Consider the following 19,867-nt stretch of genomic DNA (forward strand, 5'->3'; position numbering starts at 1 on the left):
GGTACAAGTCTCCAGACTTGTACCCCTATTTCTGCGTCTCTGACGCACGAGCAAGGTGCGCATGTTGCATTTTCGAAAGATACAAATACGGGGTATGGAGACTCGAACCAGCATAACTTTGAAGAACAAAACCATTTTCGCCTTGCTCGTGCGTCAGAGACGCGAGAATATTGGTTCAAGTCTGGAGACTTGAACCAGCAGCGAGACTTGAACCAGCGAAAGTACTGGATTGCGCAAATCGCACTGTTTTGGTTTTTCACCCTGATCATCTCCTGTTCCCCTACAGAAAAACCTTACCACTCTTCGCCCCAAAGCCACGATCCTCAAATCTTGCACGATTTGAGTCAGTCGCTGACGGATGTAATCGTGCACGATGTTTTTTCTCCGCCGGTGGCAGCGAGAATATATAGCTATACCCATTTGGCTGCCTACGAGACCCTACGTTGGGACAAAGCCAATGATTACCCTTCTTTAACGGCAAAAATGCGTGGTTTTTCAGCTGTACCTGAACCGCAGAATGACGGAGTACCCATTTGTTTCCCTTTTGCAACTGCCCATGCGATGGTTGGCGTGAGCAAAATGCTGGTCTTTTCGGATACCATGCTGGATCGAAAAGTTGAACCTGTTTTTAAAAGATTTGCCGCTTTGCATTTGCCCGCTGCCGTCGAAAAGCGTTCAAAAGCTTTTGCAGATAAAATCATTGCGGCAATTGCTGAACGCATCAAAAGCGACAACTACAAAGAAACCAGGGGATTCTCCAGGTATACCCCCAAAGCAGCAGCAGACAACTGGGAACAAACACCCCCGGATTACATGGATGCCATCGAACCACATTGGCGCAAAATTCTGCCTTTTGTACTCGACAGCGCCAGTCAGTTCAAACCCATCAGGCCTGCACCTTACAGCAAAGACCCGGCCAGTCCGTTTTTCAAAGACATGATGGTGGTGTATTCAACTTCACTAACCCTCACGGAGGAGCAAAAAGGCATTGCCAATTTTTGGGATTGCAATCCTTTCGTCACCCACAATGAAGGCCACTTGATGTTTGCCACCAAGAAAATCACTCCAGGTGGACACTGGATGGGCATCGCACGCATCGCCTGCCTCAAAACCAAAGCAGACATTTTCAAAAGTGCCCAAACTTACGCTCTAACGGCGGTCACGATGAATGATGCCTTCATCAGTTGCTGGGATGAAAAATACCGCAGCGAATACGTTCGTCCAGAAACGGCCATTCGCAATTTGAAAGACCCCAAGTGGTTTCCCTTGTTGCAAACCCCGCCATTTCCGGAATACACCAGTGGCCACAGCGTCGTATCTTCGGCTAGTGCCGTGATGCTTACCAAACTTTTTGGGGATTCTTTTGCATATGTGGATTCGGTAGAAGTAAATTACGGGTTGCCTCCACGCTCTTTTGATTCTTTTGCGGCAGCAGCCTCGGAAGCTTCGCGCAGTCGACTGTATGGTGGAATTCATTTTTTACCCGCTATCGAAAACGGCGCTGAGCAAGGAAAAGCGGTAGGCTCATTCATCGTACATAAAATCATCACTCAATAGGAATGCGTTTCAAAATTATACTTTTACTCATTGTAGTTGGAATCGGTTTGACCATTTTTTACGGTGGTCGCTACCTGCGGGTGCAAGAATACCGCAAACTGGCCATCACCAATTGCAGCAGTTGCCATCTTTTTCCAGAGCCCAATTTGTTGAACAAAGACAAGTGGGTTAACGGGGTTCTCCCCGAAATGGCTATTCGCATGGGTTTGGCAGCGCCACCGATGGATTTCAACAGAGATCCGAATATTGCAATGAATTACCCCCAGGCGCCGATGATTTCGGAAGAAGACTGGCAAAAAATTCGGACCTACTACTATTACGCTGCGCCCAAAAAACCACTCCCGCAAAAGCGCAAACTCGACCTGGAGCTAGACTTGCCTGGTTTCAAACCACAGGTTTTGCGGGCCAAACCGGGGATATTGCCACTGGTATCCATGCTAAAATTTTTGCCCAAAACCGGACAGTTTCTGGTGGGCATCTATGGGGGAAGTTTGTTTCGGTACAACTTAAAGGAAAGCTTGAAGCCCAAAGATTCACTGTTTATGTACTCCTCTCCGAGTTTTGCCGGACTTACTGACAATGGTGACCTGGAAGTGCTGGCGATGGGGCGAATCAATCCGAATGATTACCCCATCGGTACACTGATTCGGGTCAAGGAATCAGTGGATGGCATTTTTTTTGCTGATCCCAAAATCAAGCAACTCAAACGCCCCGTTCATTTCAACAAAGCCGACTTTAACGGAGATGGGAAAACGGACTACCTCATTTGTCAATTTGGACACCTGAGTGGAAAACTGAGCCTGCACCTGAAAGTTGATACAGGATATGTGGAAAAAATCCTCAAGCCCATGCCAGGGACCAGGGTAACTTATTGCCTTGATTTGGATGGCGACAAAAAAAAGGACATCCTGGCACTTATGGCGCAAGGCGATGAAAAAGTGGTTTGGTTTCGGAACAAAGGCAAAGGGGATTTTGAAGAGCAAGAGTTGTTGCGGTTTCCTCCCATCTATGGTTCCAGTTACCTGGAGGTCAAAGACATGAATGGCGATGGCTTGCCGGATTTGATCCATGCCTCGGGAGACAACCTGGATTACTCCTATTCCTTGAAGCGTTACCACGGGGTGCGGATTTACCTGAACCAGGGTAAAGGAGTATTCAAAGAACAATTGTTTTTGCCCCAACATGGCACGGGCATGGTCATGGCCGAAGATTTTGACCAGGATGGAGATGTTGATTTGGCTTCGACTGCGTATTTCCCCGATTACGAAGGCAATCCCAATGAAGCATTTGTTTATTATGAAAACCTGGGCAATCTTCGATTCAAAGCGCGCTCTTTTTCTGATGCCAGCGCAGGAAAATGGCTGGTGATGGAAAAAGGCGATTTTGACACCGATGGTGACATCGATCTTGCATTGGGGGCCATGGCTTTGAGCAACAGTGAGCAGTTGCCCGAGAAAACCTGGCAATTGTACCGCAAGCAGGGCATCGAAGTACTGCTGCTCCTAAATCAGCTCAAAAAATAATTGTAGGGCGAAAGCTTCCCATTTTTTATCTTTGGCTCATCCTATTTAGTGAACAAACAATTAACACACAAACTGCTATCAATCAACGTCATGGAAAATAACCTTTCTCTGCGTGCCGCCGATAATATTCGCATCCTTTCGGCGGCGATGGTGGAAAAAGCACAATCTGGTCACCCTGGTGGCCCAATGGGTGGTGCTGATTTTACCCACATCCTTTATTCTGAATTCCTGGAATTCGATCCCAATGACATGCAATGGCCACTGCGCGACCGTTTCTACCTGGATGCGGGGCACATGTCGGCGATGTTGTATGCACAGCAAACCCTGTTGGGTAATTACTCGCTGGAAGACATCACCAACTTTCGCCAATGGGGCAGCCCAACTCCGGGACACCCAGAAGTAGATTTTGAGCGGGGTATCGAAAACACCTCAGGTCCATTGGGCTTGGGGCATACTTTTGGCATTGGTTCGGCCATTGCCGAGCGTTTCCTGGTCAATCGCTTTAGTGAAGCAGTTGCCCACAGGACTTACCTCTATATCTCTGATGGAGGCGTTCAGGAAGAAATTTCTCAAGGTGCGGGTCGCATCGCCGGATTTTTGGGTTTGGGCAACATCGTGATGTTTTACGATGCCAACGATATTCAGCTTTCTACAGAAGTCAACGCAGTAACCAATGAGGATACTGCCATGAAATACGAAGCCTGGCATTGGCATGTGCAAACCATCGATGGAAACGACCACGATGCGTTGCGCGCCGCGATCAAAGCAGGTATTGCCGAAACAGATCGTCCATCCTTGATCATTGGCAAAACCACGATGGGCAAGGGCGTAAGAAAAGAAGATGGTTCCGCTTTTGAAGGCGAAGTAGAATTGCACGGCAAACCCCTGGGGCAATCCAATGCCTCTTTTGCCAAAACCATCGAAGGTTTGGGCGGTGATCCTGCCAACCCCTTCCAAATATTCCCGGATGTAGCCGAATACTACGCTAAAGTGTTGGATCAAAAACGCAGCAGTGCGGCAGCCCGCAAAGCTGAATTTTCTGCATGGGAAAAAGCCAATGTTGACCACGCAGTGAAATTGGCAACCTGGCTGAGTGGCACCTTGCCCGAAATCAACTGGGGAGAGATTGCCCAAAAAGAAAACGATGCAACCCGCAACGCTTCGGGCAACGTATTGGCTTATCTGGCTGGTAAATTAGAAAACCTCATCGTTGCTTCTGCGGATTTGAGCAACTCGGATAAAACCGATAGCTTCCTCAAAAAAACTACGGCATTCACCAAGGGCGATTTTTCTGGCTCCTTCCTTCAGGCAGGCGTTGCCGAATTGACCATGGCGGCTTTAGCAACTGGGATGTCTTTGCACGGTGGAATCATTCCGGTGTGTGCTACTTTCTTTGCTTTTTCTGATTACATGAAGCCGGCTATTCGGGTTGCGGCTTTGATGGAGAAGCAAGTGATTTTTGTCTGGACGCACGATGCCTTCAGGGTAGGGGAGGACGGCCCTACGCACCAGCCGGTTGAACAAGAGGCGCAATTGCGCTTGTTGGAGCAATTGCAAAATCACTCTGGCCACAATAGCTTTTTGGCGATGCGTCCTGCTGATGTCCACGAAACAACCATTTGCTGGAAACTGGCTTTGGAAAATCGCCATTCTCCGGCAGGCCTGATCTTGTCACGCCAAAACATCACCGATCTTCCGGCTGAGTCCAGCCGTTTTGCGGAAGCTTCTCAAGCAGAGCGTGGCGCATACATTGTACAAAACTGTGAAGGTACTCCCGAGGTGATTTTGGTGGCCAACGGTTCTGAAGTAGCGACCTTGGTAGCTGGTGCCGCAAAATTGATGGCAGAGAAAAACCTGAAAGTGCGGATCGTATCTGCTCCATCTGAAGGCCTGTTCCGCAATCAATCCGTTGATTACCAGGAGACGGTGTTGCCTTCCGATGTTCCTACTTTTGGCCTTACAGCTGGTTTGCCGGTCACCATGCGTGGTCTGGTAGGTACCCGTGGCAAGGTTTGGGGTTTGAACCACTTTGGCTACTCTGCGCCATTCAAGGTACTGGATGAAAAATTCGGCTTTACGGCTGAGAATGTATACAACCAGGTATTAGACTTGTTGGGATAAAATCCAGCAAAGCGCAAAAGCAAAGAGGCTTCCCGTTTTTCAACGAGAAGCCTCTTTGCTTTTTAACGATTTTCATTCAAAGGAATCATCGATTCTGTTTATTCCCACCGGAGGTTTTGATGGCTTCCTCCAGAAGCTTTTTGTTTTCTGGTGCTTCTTTGTTGGCCGGATCGAGCGCAATGATTTTGTCAAAGAAGGTAACCGCAGTTGCGTAATCATTCACGGTGTTGGCAAAATGCTCAGCGAGGTAGTTGTAAGCCTCGATGGCGCTGCGCTTTTTGAAATCCGTATCGATCTTTGGTTCGGTCAATGACAGGAACTTCTCGTAGTAAGGCTTGGCCAGGGTAGGCTTCGTCTTGGCCGTATCCAATTTGGTATTGGTTTTTGCGCGCATCAACCAACCTGGACCGTAATCTGGTACGATTTCGTTCACTTTGCGGAAAGCGGTATCTGCCAGTGAATAATTCTTTTGTTGGTACTCACTGTTGCCGATAAACCACCAATCTTGGTTGGTCGCTTTCACTTTGGAGATCTTGGTGTAATACGCTTTGCCCGCCATTGGATAGTTCTTGGCATCGGAGTAATACATTTTTGCGATCATGTCGTACACTTCCACTTTGGTGCTGTCCAACTCGAGTACTTTCATGAAGTTTTCTGAAGCAAGATCGTATTCTTTCATTTTGGCAGCAGCCTTGGCGTAGTTTTCGTAATCGATGGAAAACTTTTTACGGCCTGCTTCTTTTTCGAAAAACAACTTTGAGCTCTCCAGTGCTTCCTTGTACTTTTCCTTTTGTACATAAGCCCATGCCAAATAGCGGTAAACTTCGCTGCGGTTTGGATCTTGCTGCAATACGGTTTGTGCTTCGGTGATACCGCGGTCATAATCGTTGACGATACCAACCAAATAACGCACCAAACGAACCCGAGCATCGATGTCGGAACCAGCCAGGTCTACGTATTTAGACAGGATTGGTGTACCTTTGGTATATTGCTTGTTGTCGAAATACACTTCGTACAAGGCCTTGTAGGCAGGAGGATAACTTGGAAACTTGGCGATGATGTCTTCCAGGTTCTTTTGACCTACGTCCTTGATGTTGTTGCGGATGTAAGTCAACGCAATCTTCATCTGAATTTCGGGGTTTTCCTTGTCTTTTTCAGCAGCAAACTGATAGTTTGTCAATGCATCACCAACTTTTTCCGCAGCCATTTGGGCATCGCCTAAGAGCATGAAATAGCGAGGATTTTTGGTATCGCTGTCTCTGGCCAGGGTGAAATTGCTCAACGCCTTTTCGGAATCCGGCTTTTGAGAATTCAAATAGGCAATACCGATTAATGCATAAGCTTCAGCAGGTTTTTTCTTTACGGAGCGCAAGGCACGGCCAAAAGATTTTTCGGCATCTTGAGACAATCCTTTGTCCAGCGCAATCTTTCCAACCCCTACATGAGGTGAGAATGCTTCAGGGGCAAGTGCTAGCCCTTTATTGTACCAGAAAGCAGCAGAATCCTGTGCTTCGTCAAAGTAGAAGGTTTCACCTAGGTAATAATAGCCGTCACCGTTAGTTGGTTCTTTTTTGATCAACTCCCGAGCCATTTTGCGGGCGCCAGAGATGTTTTCATCCGACAGCATCTTCTGAATTTCCGCAACAGTTTGCGCAAACATCCCTTGCGAAACCACAATTAATACAGACCACAACACAAGTTTCTTCATTGCCGATGAATTTTGAATGGTTATTACTTACTTGTTATTACCAAGTTTAAAAGGTTTTGAATAAATTTCGATGTTGTAAGGGACCCTGTAGTAGGGCGGAATACCCGCTTTTTTGATGATTCTTTGTCCAATATCGCCCGATACGAACGAAGCGAAACCAGTACCCAAACCCGATCTCCCTTCTCTGCTGATGATGTACACCGTTCTACGGAAAGGATACAATGTGTCGATTAAATACGTCGCAAAAGGTTGGTAAAAACCCTTGCGTGGATCCTTGGGATTTGGAGAAACGGCCAAAAGCTGTGCTTCTTTCAGCATTTTTTTGGTCAAGGGGTCGTCGTAATCGCTGATCCAACTGTAACCAATGATTCCCAAAGCATTGGGATGGTTGGCCACATAATCAACTACAGATAGATTGTCTTTTAACGCATATACGTTAGCGGGCAATTGTTTTTGGTGCGTTTGCTCCAGGATGTATTGTACTGTACTGGAGTTTTGGTTGTCAAAAACGATATTGATCTTTCCGTTGCTGGTATTGGGACTGAGCTCAGCCCAACTCGTCACTTGGCCACTTAAAACTTTAAGAATTTCTTCACTAGTCAATGCTGTATCGGGATTACTGGGGTTGATCAAAAAGGCGACAGCATCGGTAGCAATTGGAGTGTAGCGTGGGGTAATGTTATTTTTTTTAAAAAAGGCTTCTTCTTTGGAATTGAGTTTGCGGGCAGACACAATGATGTTGCTACTGTCCTTTAGGAAGTAATTCATGGCCTGGTTGCCAGGCAAATACTTTACGTTAAGGAATGCGCCAGGGTAGGTGTGTTCAAAAATATCTTCTTCTGCCGCAACAATAGGAAGTAGGGTCTCGTCAGCAATGATGGTGATTTCGCCCATAGTAGGAGTGTCTGTGTCAGTTTTATCTGATGCACACCCTAGTTCCAATAGCAGGGCAATACAAATCAAGGCGAAAATTGGGAATCGCATGTTCTATCCTTCTTGTTGTTTCGGGATGAATAATCCCCGGATGAGTCGAAAGGCGCCATAAAGGATTGCCCCATATCCGAGAACAGAATCAAATATATTGTCTTGCATTGGTCGATACTTGAGTACAAACCATCCAATGGCGATGTAACCAATGCCCACAACGATTACGAGAACGATCTTTAGAATATTCATTCAGGTCAAAAAGAGAGGGAAGGTTACCAAGCCCAAATTTCTTTGTAGCGCTGGTAACCTTCGTCTGGTGATTACTCTAGTTTGAAACGGATAGGCAAGTTGAACTGTACCCGTACCGGTTGTCCACGTTGTTTACCAGGTTGCCATTTCGGCATCGCACGTACTACGCGCAAAGCTTCTTCATCGCAACCGGCACCAATGCCTTTCACTACTTGAGCACCAGCAATAGAACCATCACGTTCTACTACGAATTGTACTACAACCATACCTTCTACACCGTTTTCCTTCGCAATGGTAGGATATTCGATGTTTTGTGCCAAGAATTTAAGCAAAGCTGCTGTTCCATCTGGGAAAGAAGGCATCTGTTCTACAACCCGGAATACTTCCTGGGTCTCCGGTTTCTTTTCTTCGGCCTGAACCACCTCAGGAGCTGGTTCGTCAATTGGTTCGTCACCCAACCCGTCAGGCACACCATCGTTGCTACCTTCCTGAGTCTTGGTACTTACTTCAATGTCTTTCATTTCTTCCTGAGTTGGTGGTGGAACTTCTTCCACTACTTCCTCATCTTTCTTGACCACGGGTGCCACGAAAGCGATGGTCGCTTTTGGTGGGGGTGGTTCCACCGGCGGTGGTGGTGGTGGTGGTACTGCCTTGGGGTCAATCGGTGGCGGCTCAGCCAGGTTCACCTCTACGCTGAGGGTCTCCTGGTTGGCTTGATTTTCACGAATTACCTTTGCCAACAATTGGCCGCCAATCAGCAAAGCGATGAGGCCCAATGCAGCGAGTGTTCCCTGAGTCATGCGGTCACTGTACTTCTTGCGAAGTACATAAGCACCGTATTGTTGGTTACGCCCAGCAAAGATAATATCATTCAAATCCGCCTTCATTACCGCATCTGCCTTAACAGCTCCTTGTGGAGATTTTTCGGTACTCATGCGCGAATTATTTTTTAATTATTTGATTCCTGTTTTGGCAATTTCGGCGTTGATGGCCTGCATGCCTTTTTCGGAGAGCAAGCGATTACCAGATTTTGCAGCAACCAGTTTGTCGATTTCGTTGAAATCGTCAATGATGGCATAGCGTTTCACGCCGGTAATGGCCATTTCATCCAGGATGTCTACCATGTTGCGGTACTTGGAGTCAGGTAATGGTTTGATCATCACAAAGAGCTCGTCTTTGTTGCCCCACTGCTGCTGTACTTCCATTTGGCGCTGTTTGATCATGGCGCGGATCCCTGTTCTGGAGAAAAACGTACTGTCTACTTTAATGCTGCTGTCGTCGCTGGCACCAGTATAACAGTAAAGCATATCGTTTTTGCCCATTACAATGGAATAGGTCTTGGATTGCTTGATTTCAGGCAAGTCTTCCGTCTTTTCCTTGTCTTTAGCTGGCTTGTTTACTTCCATCGCCTTAGGCTTGCTGAAAGTTGTGGCCAACATGAAGAAGGTAATCAGCAGAAACCCCAAGTCCACCATCGCTGTCAAATCCACCCGAGTTGAAGATTTTTTCGATCGGGCTTTCTTTTTGCCTTTTTTTGCCCCACTTTCGGGGGTACTCATTTCTGCCATGGCTTCAATGCTTTTAAAGGGCCAATAAAATTATTACCTTCGATTACTCTTTATTGGCGCTTTCAGCGTTAGCTGCCCGGCCAGAAGTAATCAGGTTGAATTTGTTCACCTTGCGCTCTTGAAGTTGAGCAATAACTTCGTTGACGTCTTCGTAACTTGCTTCTTTGTCGGCTTTCACCGCAATCCGCAACTTAGGATTTGATTGACGTGCAAAGAGAATTGCATCCATGAATTCACTGGGCTGAGGTGGTTTGATCTCCATGCTAATGCCCTGTTGCTTTACCTTGTTGAGTTCTTCTGGACTCAAGGCAAGGAATTGAGGCAACTGGCTGGCGGTGACTCCATAACTGTCCAATACAACGAAATTGTGCTGCATGGTAGCAGTCACTTTAAACTTGTAGTGTTCAGCCATTTTGGCCAACCAAAGCGCACGGGTGTTTTGATCATCAACCCCAATGAATACCTTTCCCCCTTTTTCGACCTGGATCAGCAAAATGTCCTTGTCTGGTAGAGGCAACTGCGCAGTAGATGCTGGGATGTTTATCTGTGCTACTTCGTTTGGCTTAAACTTCGTCGTCAAGATGAAGAAAGACAAAAGAAGGAACGCAACATCACACATCGCGGTCATATCGATCGCTGTACTTTTGCGTGGTAATTTTACCTTACTCATGCTTTTAATTTTTAAAAATGCTCTGTCTTACTAGATGCAGGTCGCATCAAAAGTGGTGTGCGACAGAGCATTTTTTTTTAAAAATTCTTAGTGCTTGGAAGCAAAAGTTTGAGCGATGCTGAATCCAGCTTCATCGATGGCATAAGTCATACCGTCGATACGAGTAGTAAAGAAGTTGTAGAAGATGATCGCACAAGCAGAGGTAGAGATACCTAATGCAGTGTTGATCAAGGCTTCAGAGATACCAGTTGAAAGCGCAACGGCATCAGGGGCACCAGTAGACGCCATCGCGGAGAAGGATTTGATCATACCGAATACTGTTCCCAACAAACCCAACAAAGTTGCGATTGAAGATACAGTAGCCAGAATTACCAGGTTTTTCTCCAACATTGGAAGTTCCAAAGAAGTAGCTTCTTCGATTTCCTTGGTGATGGCCAACACTTTTTGCTCGCGGTCAAGCCCTGTTTCCGATTGCATTTTCTTGTAAGTTTCCAATCCAGCTTTAACTACATTGGCAACTGAACCCTTCTGCTTGTCGCATTCAGCAATTGCAGAATCAACGTTGTCCGCATTCAGCAGTTGTTGGATTTTTCTTACAAAATTTGGAATGGAACCTTTACCACGCGCATTGAAGATGGTAATGATGCGCTCAAAAAATACAGCAAGAACCAAAAGGAAAACGCCAATCAGGATGGGTACCAAAAACCCGCCTTTGTACATCATACCTTGAATTGCACCAGGAAGTGGGTGGTTTTTGTTGTCATTTCCTTCAAACCATTGGCCATCGCCAAGGTAAAGTGAATAAACAAGATAACCACAGATCAACACAATTGGAATAATTGCGAAGGCAAATGCTGTACTGAAAGAACCGGAAGACGCTTGTGCTGACTTGGCAGCTGGTTTTGTCGATTTACTCATGGCTAATCAGGATTTTAGAAAAAAATTATTTTTTAGTTAACAAATGTTTTACCAAAACGAAACGTGGGAAGGAAGTGTTCACAGCCGTGAAGATAAACAAAAGATAATTCATTGCAAGTATAAAATTTGCCGGAAAATATGGCTTTGCATAGGGAATGACATAATAAATCTGGTAAAGCGGCGAACAAAAACAAAGTCTGTACCAAACTGCGATGGGTAAAGTTTTGATAGTGTTGAAAATACAATAAGAAAGGGGCAAAATGTCAACATCTTGCCCCTTTCTTTGCGCAATCTTCAAGGAATCGCGAATATTGTTTTTTTTGTTCAATTTACATTTAATATGCAATCAGTTTACAGACTGTTCAGAACGATGTTGGGAAAAATACCCAAAACCAGTAACGCTAAAGTGCAAATCACCAAAACGGCAGCGTATCCCAAAACATAAGGAACGCTGATTGGCCCTTCTTCAGAAGATATAAACGCCATGCGCATCACCTTAAAGTAGTAAAAGATACCGATCGCGGAATTGAGTGCAGCCAATACCACCAGCCAGGCGTATCCATTGTGCAGCGCCTCTACAAAAATGGCATACTTGCCAATGAAACCCGCTAAGGGAGGAATACCCGCCAACGACAGCATGGCCAATACCAGGCAGAAGGTCAACAATGGCTTGCTTTGATACAAGCCTTTCAAGCCTTCGATTGATCCTGAACCCAGGCTTTCTTTGACGGTGAGGTACACCGCTATGGCAATTACGTTGGCGATGGAATACACCAACATATAATACAGTACCGTTGAAGAGGAACTTGCCCCCAATCCTACCAGCGCCAGCATCACGTAGCCCGCATTGGCAATACTTGAAAAGGCCAACAAGCGCTTCAGGTTGCTTTGATTCAAGGCCATCAGGTTGCCAATGGTCATGGTTAAAGCCGACAACACCGCAATCAATGGCGTAAATGAATCTTCGATGGGCGCAATAGCTTGGGTCAAAAACCGCAGAAAACCTCCAAATGCTGCCGTTTTGGCTACCGTAGCCATGAATACCATAATTACGGCAGGAGATCCCTGATATACATCGGGTGCCCAGAAATGAAAGGGAGCCGCTGAGATTTTGAAAATAAAGGCGATCATAATGAGCATGACCCCCAGTTTGACCAAAGCAGATATACTTGGCGTACTACTCAAATAAGCACTGATGGCTCCAAAATCGAAACTGCCACTCATGCCGTACACCAGCACCATACCCAACAGCAAGAAAACCGTAATGAAAGAGCCCATCAGGAAGTATTTCAAACCCGCTTCGTTAGAGAGGAGATTGTTGCGCTCGCTGGTAGCCAGGATGTACAATGGAATGGAAAGGATTTCCAAGCCGACAAAGAACATCACCAGGTTATAACTTCCCACCATGATCATGCCCCCCACCACCGAAAACAAAAATAGTGCGTAAATATCGCCCAGGTGCTCGGTGGTGTCGCGGTAATACCGGCGACTCAAGATCAAGATGACAAAAGTGATGCCCATCAGCACCGCCGAGAAATTGACTGCAAAACTGTCAAACTTCAACATTCCCGAAAACACAGGGGTATCATGCAGGTTTTGCGGCAGTAAATTCGCTACAAATCCGGCCAAAGTAGCCAGTAATACCGCAGGCAAAGCCAACTTCTTCAATTTGAAGGCTCCAATGAACATGGACAAAATGCCCGCAATGGAAAGTATAACAATTGGATACATACGATTCTGTTAATGGGTTGTTCTACAGTTGAACTTCCCTTGCCTACATTAAAGCGATTGCAACAAGTGTTCAATGGAGGGTTGAGCGATGCGCGTAATTACATCGGGCATAATTCCCATCAATATAATGGCAATGACGATTGGAACCAGTACTACTTTGTCCCAAATGTCCAAATCCGGGAAAGCAACCACCTTGGTTTCACCCAACATAACACCCTGGTAAGATTTGAACATGTACACCGCACCCAGGATCACTCCAGATCCAGCTACCAAAGTCCATACCCAATTGTATTTGAATAAGGACGAAAGCAACATGAATTCTCCGGGAAAACCATTGGTCAGAGGCAGTGCCACCGAACCCAACAGCACCACGAAATAAGTCGTGGCAAACCAGGGCGCAAAATTCCGAATACCTCCCAGGGCAGCTATTTCATTGGTTTGGGTACGATCCATCAGTACTGCGCAGATGTAAAACAAACCAACCGCATTGACGCCGTGGGCAAACATTTGCAGCATCGAGCCATTCAAACCTTCGGGAGTCATGGTCAGGATACCTGCGGCAATCAAACCCACGTGGGCAATAGAGGAATAAGCAAAAAGCCGCTTCAGGTTCTTTTGCTGAATGGCAATGATACTTGCATATGCGATGCCAATCACAATTAACCAGATCATCCAGGTGCGTTGCTCTGCCAACGTCTGCGTAACCACCGGCAACACCCAACGAATGATGCTGAACAGACCCATCTTGAGCATGATCCCCGAAAGCATCATGGTGCCTGCCGCAGGTGCTTCGGTGTAGGTATCTGGCTGCCAGGTATGAAAGGGAAATAAAGGTATCTTGATGGCGTAAGCCAACATAAAGGCCATTAGTACAAAAATTGCTGCTTCGGGGCTGAGGTTCACCTGATGTACATTGCTCACATCAAACGAAGACGGGCTCCATTGTTGGCTCAAAAAGATGATCGCCACCAGCATCAGCAAACTTCCAACCAGGGTATAGATGAAAAATTTTAGCGAAGTTTTGCGGTGATTCCCGCTGCCCCACAACAAAACCAGGAAATAAGCCGGAATCAGTGCGAGTTCCCAGAAAATGTAGTATAAGAACAGATCCAGGGAAACAAATACTCCGGTAATCGAGCCTTGCATGATGAGCAATAGCCCATAAAACAAACCTTTGTGGTCAAATTCCTGCTTAAAGGTGGACAACAAAATGAGGGGAGTCAACAAGTTGGTCAACAACAACAGTACCATGCTGATGCCATCTGCACCAACGTGGTAACCTATGCCCAAGCTGGTAATCCATTCCGCTTTGATTTCAAACTGAGTTGCTGCGGAAGGCACATATTGTGTAGCCATATATACACTCACTCCTGCGGCTACCGCCGAAATGAACAACGCCTGCCAACGGGTAGCACTGCTGCCCGGAATCAAGGTGAGAATTAATCCACCAATTATAGGTATAAAGAGTAAAAGTGTAGTCAGCATGAGCGTTTTCGTTAGAACAAGATTTGTAATGCCAACAAAATAATTATGCCAACGGCAAAGACAAAGAGGTACAAACCTACGGCGCCTTGTTGGATGTTTTTCAATACGCTTCCCATTGTCAGGATCGATTGGCCAATGCCATTGATCGCGCCGTCGAGAATTTTGGGATCTACAATCCGGCCAAACCATTCAGAAATAGCCTGGGTTGGTTTGACAAAGAGCGAGGCATACAACTCATCCACAAAATATTTGTGACTGAGTACACGGCCAAAGCCCGCTTCCGCTTCGTCTTCAACCGGAACGGTATTCCGATTGACGTAGATTGAGTAAGCCAAGCCAATCACCACCACCACCAGTGCCACCACGATGGCCATCAAGATCCATTCGGTACTGGCAGAAATGGAATGCGCGTGCTCAGCGCCTTCTGAGGTACCCAATACACCACTTAAGGTATGTTGCAACCAATCGCCACCACCCATGAGGGAAGGCCAATTGAGAATACCACCAACTACGGAAAGTCCAGCCAAAATGCCCAATGGCAGGGTCATTGAAAGTGGAGACTCATGCGCATGGTGCAGGGTATCGTGGTTAACCCGATTTTGACCATAAAAAACCAGGAAAAACATGCGGAACATATAAAACACCGTCAGCAAGGATGCGAAAACACCCAATGCAAACAGCAAGGGGCTTTTTTCATAAGCTGCCAATAGAATCTGGTCTTTGGAAACAAAGCCCGCGAACGGAGGAATCCCCGCAATGGCCAAGGTACCAATCAAGAATACAATATAAGTGATGGGCAATACTTTGCGCAATGCCCCCATTTTGCGAATGTCCTGTTCGCCACCCAAACCATGGATGACACTACCCGCGCCAAGGAACAACAAGGCCTTGAAAAAAGCGTGCGTCACCAGGTGGAAAAAGGCGGCTACATAAGCCCCCATGCCCAAGGCGAAAAACATCAAACCCAATTGAGATACGGTAGAGTAGGCGAGTACCTTCTTGATGTCATTTTGCTTGAGGCCAATGGTTGCTGCAAAAATCGAGGTGGCCAAGCCCAGGTAAGTCAACACTTCCATGCTGATGGGCGCCAAATCAAACAAGGCGTGACTGCGAATCGTCAAGTAGATACCGGCGGTTACCATCGTAGCCGCGTGGATCAACGCTGAAACAGGCGTTGGTCCGGCCATTGCATCCGGCAACCAGGTGTACAAAGGAATCTGAGCACTTTTGCCCGCTGCACCAACTATGAACAACAAGGTAATGGCCGTCAGCGTACCAACCGGAATTTGGCTGAGTACCGTGCTGTCGAATACGCCATCGTAGTTCAGGGTGCCGAAGTTGACCAAAATCAAAAACAAGCCCAGCAAAAAACCAAGATCACCGATCCGGTTCATCACAAAAGCTTTTTTGGCGGCTTCGTTGTATTCGTCTACCTTGAACCAGAAGCCGATCAGCAAGTAAGAGCAAAGCCCTACACCTTCCCAACCTGCAAAGAGCAGCAGGTAATTGTTACTCATCACCAGGATAAGCATAAAAAACACAAAGAGATTGAGGTAGGCAAAAAAGTAATTGTGCCGCTCATCATCGTGCATATAGCCAATAGAATAGATGTGAATCAGTGCGCCTACGCCAGTAATGACCAGCATCATGATCAGCGACAATGGATCTACCAGAAATCCAAAATCTACCGTCCATGCGCCACTCGATACCCAGTTGAAAAGGGTTTGCTCCAGTTTGCCGCTGGCAAAAACCGGACCTGCCAGTCCGAGAGACAAGGCAAAGGCAATCAAAATTGTTGCACAACCCACTACACCTGCCAATCCTTTGGACAACTTGCTTGCGCCAAGCCCAATAATGAAGAAGCCCAGGAGAGGAAGAATGGGAATGAGCCAAATTAGTTTTTCCATAAACTTATCTTGTGTAAGTCGAAATTTTGAAGATACAACCGCCGTGGCGGGCAGCATCAAAACTCTACTTTTTTACCATTTTAACTGCTTCAAAGCATTGATATCTACCGATTTCACATTGCGATAGATCATGACCAGAATGGCCAAGCCTAAAGCTACTTCAGCGGCAGCAACCACCATGACGAAAAAAACAAAAACCTGTCCACCGGAATCGCCACGATTCGCGGAGAAAGCCACAGCCAGCAGGTTTACTGCATTGAGCATCAATTCAATGGACATAAAAACGACAATCATGTTGCGGCGCAACAGCACCCCAACCATTCCAATACAAAACAGCGCCAAACTGAGCAGCACAAAATGCTCCAAAGGCACAACGTTGAAGATGTTTTCCATAACTATTCTTCTTTTTTGGTCAGTACAATTACCCCTACCATCGTAGCGATCAGCAATACTGAAGTCAACTCAAATGGCAACAGGTATTCGTTAAAGAGCATTTTGCCCAAAACTTTTACCGAACCAATGTCCGTTGCAGCCGTATTGCTTGCTGCCGGAAGCACAGTGGTCCAGGAAGCATAACCCAGAATACCGGCCATGGCCAATCCAGCCAATCCAGACATTACTTTATTTGTAGTGGTATTGGTGACCATGCTATCGGTGGTATTCAGATTGAGCATCATGACCACAAAAAGGAAAAGTACCATGATCGCCCCTGCATAAACGATGATGTGTACCACTGCTACGAATTCTGCATTCAACAGCAAGTAAAGGCCAGCAAGGGTAAAAAAGGTAACCACTAACGACAATACACTGTACATTGCGTTGCGCGCAACGATGGTGATAACTGCACTGATGATGGCGATAGCCGCGAGAGTGTAAAAAAGAACTTGATCCATGACTTATTTATCCTTCTGGCGTTTGGTAATGTCGATGCGGCCTTCCAATGCAACGGTTTCAACGAGGTCTTCCTTGCGGAAAATAAAGTCTTCCCGTTCGTAATTAGAAGGTACAATCCGATCGGTCATGTAAATGGCATCTTTGGGACAGGCCTCTTCACACAAACCACAGAAGATACAGCGGAGCATGTTGATGTCGTATTGCACCGCATATTTTTCTTCCCGATACAAGTGCTCTTCTCCCTTTTGGCGCTCGCCAGCTACGATGGTGATCGCTTCGGCTGGGCAAGCTACGGCACAAAGGCCACAAGCTGTGCAATTCTCGCGCCCTTCAGCATCGCGCTTGAGTACGTGCTGTCCACGAAAAACGGCACTGTGCTCGCGAACTTGCTCCGGGTATTGCACCGTAGCACCTTTTTTGAACATGTGGGAAAAGGTTACCCGCAGGCCGCCAGCAATCGCAGGCAAATACATGCGTTCGCTGAAGGTCATTTCTTTATTGGAAACTTGTTTGGAGCGATTGGTCAATTGCATGTTTACTCGTTTTTCTTAGATGAAACTAAAAATAGCACCATAAACTACAATCAATAGGATCGCTAAGGGCATCAGCACTTGCCAACCTAGATGCATGAGTTGGTCGTAGCGGAACCGTGGGATCGTCCACCGAATCCACATGAAAAAGAAAATAAAGAAAATGACTTTGCCAAACATTACCGCTACTCCGATGATGGCTGCCAATCCTGCTGGCAACAAACTCATGAACGGGAAATGATAACCACCAAAAAACAAGGTAGAAATCACCGCTGATGACACAAACATGTTGACGTATTCCGAAAACAGAAAAAAGCCCAGCTTCATACTGGTGTATTCGGTATGGTATCCACCCACCAATTCCGTTTCGCATTCTGGTAAGTCAAAAGGCGTGCGGTTGGTTTCCGCAAAAGCACAGATCAAAAAGATCAGAAATCCTAAGGGGTACTTGAACACGTTCCAAACTTCGTACTGAGAAGTTACGATCTCACTGAGTTGCAGGGAACTGCTGCCCAAAATGATGGGAATGATGGACAAGCCCATCGCCAATTCGTAACTGATCATTTGTGAAGATGCCCGCACAGCACCCAACAAAGAGTACTTATTATTGGAGGACCAACCCCCGATCAAAATGCCATAAACACCCAAAGAAACAACCCCGAAAACGTAAAGAATACCCACATTGATGTCGGCTACCTGCAAAGGGTACTCCGTGCCACCGATGGTAATGCTTTTGCCCCAGGGAATGACTGCGCTGGTCATCAAGGCCGTGAGCATGGCAATACTGGGCCCTAGGATAAACAGAATGCGGTTGGAACCCTCCGGACGGTGCTCTTCCTTGAAAATCATTTTAACCCCATCGGCAATGGGTTGCAACAAGCCCAATGGCCCTGCGCGGTTGGGACCAATCCGGTCTTGCATAAAAGCCGCTACTTTGCGCTCAAAATAGGTGCTGTATGCAGCAACACCCAGGGTGATCAAAAACATGATCATCGCCAGGCCTGCTTTAAATGTAAGTACAGATATCAGTATCATTGCGCTTGTCCAATTTGAGGATGAACAACATCCAATTCGTAAGGCAAGTGATTTTGAGCAATCACCGAATGCGTATCGATTCGACGTGGCCCTTCAATCACCCAATCCATTTTTTCTTTCTTTTCAAAACGGCAGGTATTGCAGATGAACTCTTCTACCTCGCCGTATTTGTCTTTGCGCCCAGTTACGCGCAGCACTTCATCGCCCTGAAACCACAAGGCCACTTTGCCACTGCATTTCTCGTTTTCACAATTGCGGTGTGCATTGTAAGGCTTGGTAAACCATACGCGGCTCTTGAAGCGGAAGGTTCTATCCGTCAACGCTCCAACTGGACACACATCGATGACGTTGCCAGAAAAATCGTTGTCGATGATGTTTTGGATGTAAGTGCTAATCTCGGCAGCATCACCGCGGTTGATTATCCCGTGGCGGCGCTCGTCGGTCAGTTGGTCGGCAACGTACACACAACGGTAGCACAGGATGCAGCGGGTCATGTGCAATTGGATGTACGGGCCAATGTCGATTTTGTTGAAAGTTCGGCGACCGAATTCGTAACGCGTGGTTGCAGCACCATGCTCATACGAAAGATCCTGCAAATGGCATTCTCCAGCCTGATCGCAAATTGGGCAATCCAGCGGGTGATTGATTAGCAGCAATTCCACGATTCCCTTGCGGGCTTCGATTACCTCGGGTGAGGTAACGTTTTCGACTACCATCCCATCCGCAATCTGGGTGCAGCAAGAAGCAATCAACTTGGGCATGCCTCGCGGGTTTTGTTCGGATGATTTGGTCACTTTTACCAAACATACCCGGCATTTTCCGCCGCTACCCTTCAATTTGGAATAGTAGCACATGGCCGGTGGTACGTTTTCTCCAATCATTCTGGCTGCATTCAGAATGGTGGTACCGGCGGGTACTTCGATGGTTATGTTGTCTATGGTTACGTTTGGCATTGGTTTTGCTTTTTCTCCCACGAATAAATTCCTGGGCTGTTTTTGTGTGGCCTCCCACGACTGAAGTCAGGGGTTGGCTTTTTCCTACCAC

The 19,867-nt window shown here is 46.7% G+C and carries 17 protein-coding genes; 3 read left to right on the top strand and 14 right to left on the bottom strand.

The genetic code is table 11. The features are described 5' to 3' along the window. From ABW391_RS03770 to ABW391_RS03780, 3 genes are all read left to right on the top strand, one after another. The coding region (locus tag ABW391_RS03770; RefSeq protein ID WP_353480493.1) for a vanadium-dependent haloperoxidase at nucleotides 1-1,557 on the top strand (1,557 nt) is incomplete at its 5' end. A 2-nt stretch (nucleotides 1,558-1,559) separates the two neighbouring features. After that, entirely contained in the window at nucleotides 1,560-3,080 is a 1,521-nt protein-coding gene (locus tag ABW391_RS03775) for an FG-GAP repeat domain-containing protein (RefSeq protein ID WP_353480494.1), read from the top strand. A gap of 90 nt (nucleotides 3,081-3,170) precedes the next feature. Beyond that, nucleotides 3,171-5,201, top strand: a complete 2,031-nt coding sequence (locus ABW391_RS03780; protein ID WP_353480495.1) for a transketolase family protein — start codon at nucleotides 3,171-3,173, stop codon at nucleotides 5,199-5,201. Nucleotides 5,202-5,286: 85 nt separating this feature from the next. Here ABW391_RS03780 and ABW391_RS03785 read toward each other — a convergent pair whose 3' ends face one another. The 14 genes from ABW391_RS03785 to ABW391_RS29575 form a co-directional block, all read right to left on the bottom strand. Then, nucleotides 5,287-6,909 carry a tetratricopeptide repeat protein gene (locus ABW391_RS03785; protein WP_353480496.1) on the bottom strand — a complete coding sequence of 541 codons (1,623 nt, stop codon included), beginning with the start codon at nucleotides 6,907-6,909 and terminating at the stop codon, nucleotides 5,287-5,289. Between the two features lie 27 nt (nucleotides 6,910-6,936). Beyond that, nucleotides 6,937-7,893 (bottom strand): PstS family phosphate ABC transporter substrate-binding protein, encoded by a 957-nt coding sequence (locus ABW391_RS03790; protein ID WP_353480497.1) that lies wholly within the window; start codon nucleotides 7,891-7,893, stop codon nucleotides 6,937-6,939. A gap of 263 nt (nucleotides 7,894-8,156) precedes the next feature. After that, nucleotides 8,157-9,020, bottom strand: coding sequence for an energy transducer TonB (locus ABW391_RS03795; protein ID WP_353480498.1), 864 nt, complete (start codon nucleotides 9,018-9,020; stop codon nucleotides 8,157-8,159). Between the two features lie 18 nt (nucleotides 9,021-9,038). Next, on the bottom strand, nucleotides 9,039-9,653 hold the full coding sequence (locus tag ABW391_RS03800) for an ExbD/TolR family protein (protein ID WP_353480499.1): 615 nt from the start codon (nucleotides 9,651-9,653) through the stop codon (nucleotides 9,039-9,041). A gap of 43 nt (nucleotides 9,654-9,696) precedes the next feature. Then, nucleotides 9,697-10,323, bottom strand: coding sequence for an ExbD/TolR family protein (locus tag ABW391_RS03805; protein WP_353480500.1), 627 nt, complete (start codon nucleotides 10,321-10,323; stop codon nucleotides 9,697-9,699). A gap of 87 nt (nucleotides 10,324-10,410) precedes the next feature. Further along, complete coding sequence (locus tag ABW391_RS03810) at nucleotides 10,411-11,241, bottom strand: MotA/TolQ/ExbB proton channel family protein (protein WP_353480501.1); 831 nt, start codon at nucleotides 11,239-11,241, stop codon at nucleotides 10,411-10,413. 351 nt (nucleotides 11,242-11,592) lie between these two features. Continuing rightward, nucleotides 11,593-12,972 carry an NADH-quinone oxidoreductase subunit N gene (locus ABW391_RS03815; RefSeq protein WP_353480502.1) on the bottom strand — a complete coding sequence of 460 codons (1,380 nt, stop codon included), beginning with the start codon at nucleotides 12,970-12,972 and terminating at the stop codon, nucleotides 11,593-11,595. Nucleotides 12,973-13,020: 48 nt separating this feature from the next. Beyond that, nucleotides 13,021-14,457 carry a complex I subunit 4 family protein gene (locus ABW391_RS03820; RefSeq protein WP_353480503.1) on the bottom strand — a complete coding sequence of 479 codons (1,437 nt, stop codon included), beginning with the start codon at nucleotides 14,455-14,457 and terminating at the stop codon, nucleotides 13,021-13,023. Between the two features lie 11 nt (nucleotides 14,458-14,468). Beyond that, entirely contained in the window at nucleotides 14,469-16,364 is a 1,896-nt protein-coding gene (nuoL, locus tag ABW391_RS03825) for an NADH-quinone oxidoreductase subunit L (RefSeq protein WP_353480504.1), read from the bottom strand. A gap of 72 nt (nucleotides 16,365-16,436) precedes the next feature. Continuing rightward, entirely contained in the window at nucleotides 16,437-16,757 is a 321-nt protein-coding gene (gene nuoK / locus ABW391_RS03830; protein WP_353480505.1) for an NADH-quinone oxidoreductase subunit NuoK, read from the bottom strand. A 2-nt stretch (nucleotides 16,758-16,759) separates the two neighbouring features. Further along, the gene (locus ABW391_RS03835; RefSeq protein WP_353480506.1) at nucleotides 16,760-17,257 is read right to left on the bottom strand and encodes an NADH-quinone oxidoreductase subunit J family protein; all 498 of its coding nucleotides are present in this window, start codon (nucleotides 17,255-17,257) and stop codon (nucleotides 16,760-16,762) included. 3 nt (nucleotides 17,258-17,260) lie between these two features. Then, complete coding sequence (locus ABW391_RS03840; protein WP_353480507.1) at nucleotides 17,261-17,791, bottom strand: NuoI/complex I 23 kDa subunit family protein; 531 nt, start codon at nucleotides 17,789-17,791, stop codon at nucleotides 17,261-17,263. Between the two features lie 15 nt (nucleotides 17,792-17,806). After that, nucleotides 17,807-18,823 carry an NADH-quinone oxidoreductase subunit NuoH gene (gene nuoH / locus ABW391_RS03845; protein WP_353480508.1) on the bottom strand — a complete coding sequence of 339 codons (1,017 nt, stop codon included), beginning with the start codon at nucleotides 18,821-18,823 and terminating at the stop codon, nucleotides 17,807-17,809. Beyond that, on the bottom strand, nucleotides 18,820-19,776 hold the full coding sequence (locus ABW391_RS29575; RefSeq protein WP_502916311.1) for an NADH-quinone oxidoreductase subunit G: 957 nt from the start codon (nucleotides 19,774-19,776) through the stop codon (nucleotides 18,820-18,822). The genes nuoH and ABW391_RS29575 overlap by 4 nt, the downstream gene beginning before the upstream one ends. Nucleotides 19,777-19,867 lie beyond the last annotated feature (91 nt).

Origin of the sequence: Haliscomenobacter sp. (assembly GCF_040403615.1) — a bacterium.
Taxonomy (GTDB): domain Bacteria; phylum Bacteroidota; class Bacteroidia; order Chitinophagales; family Saprospiraceae; genus Haliscomenobacter.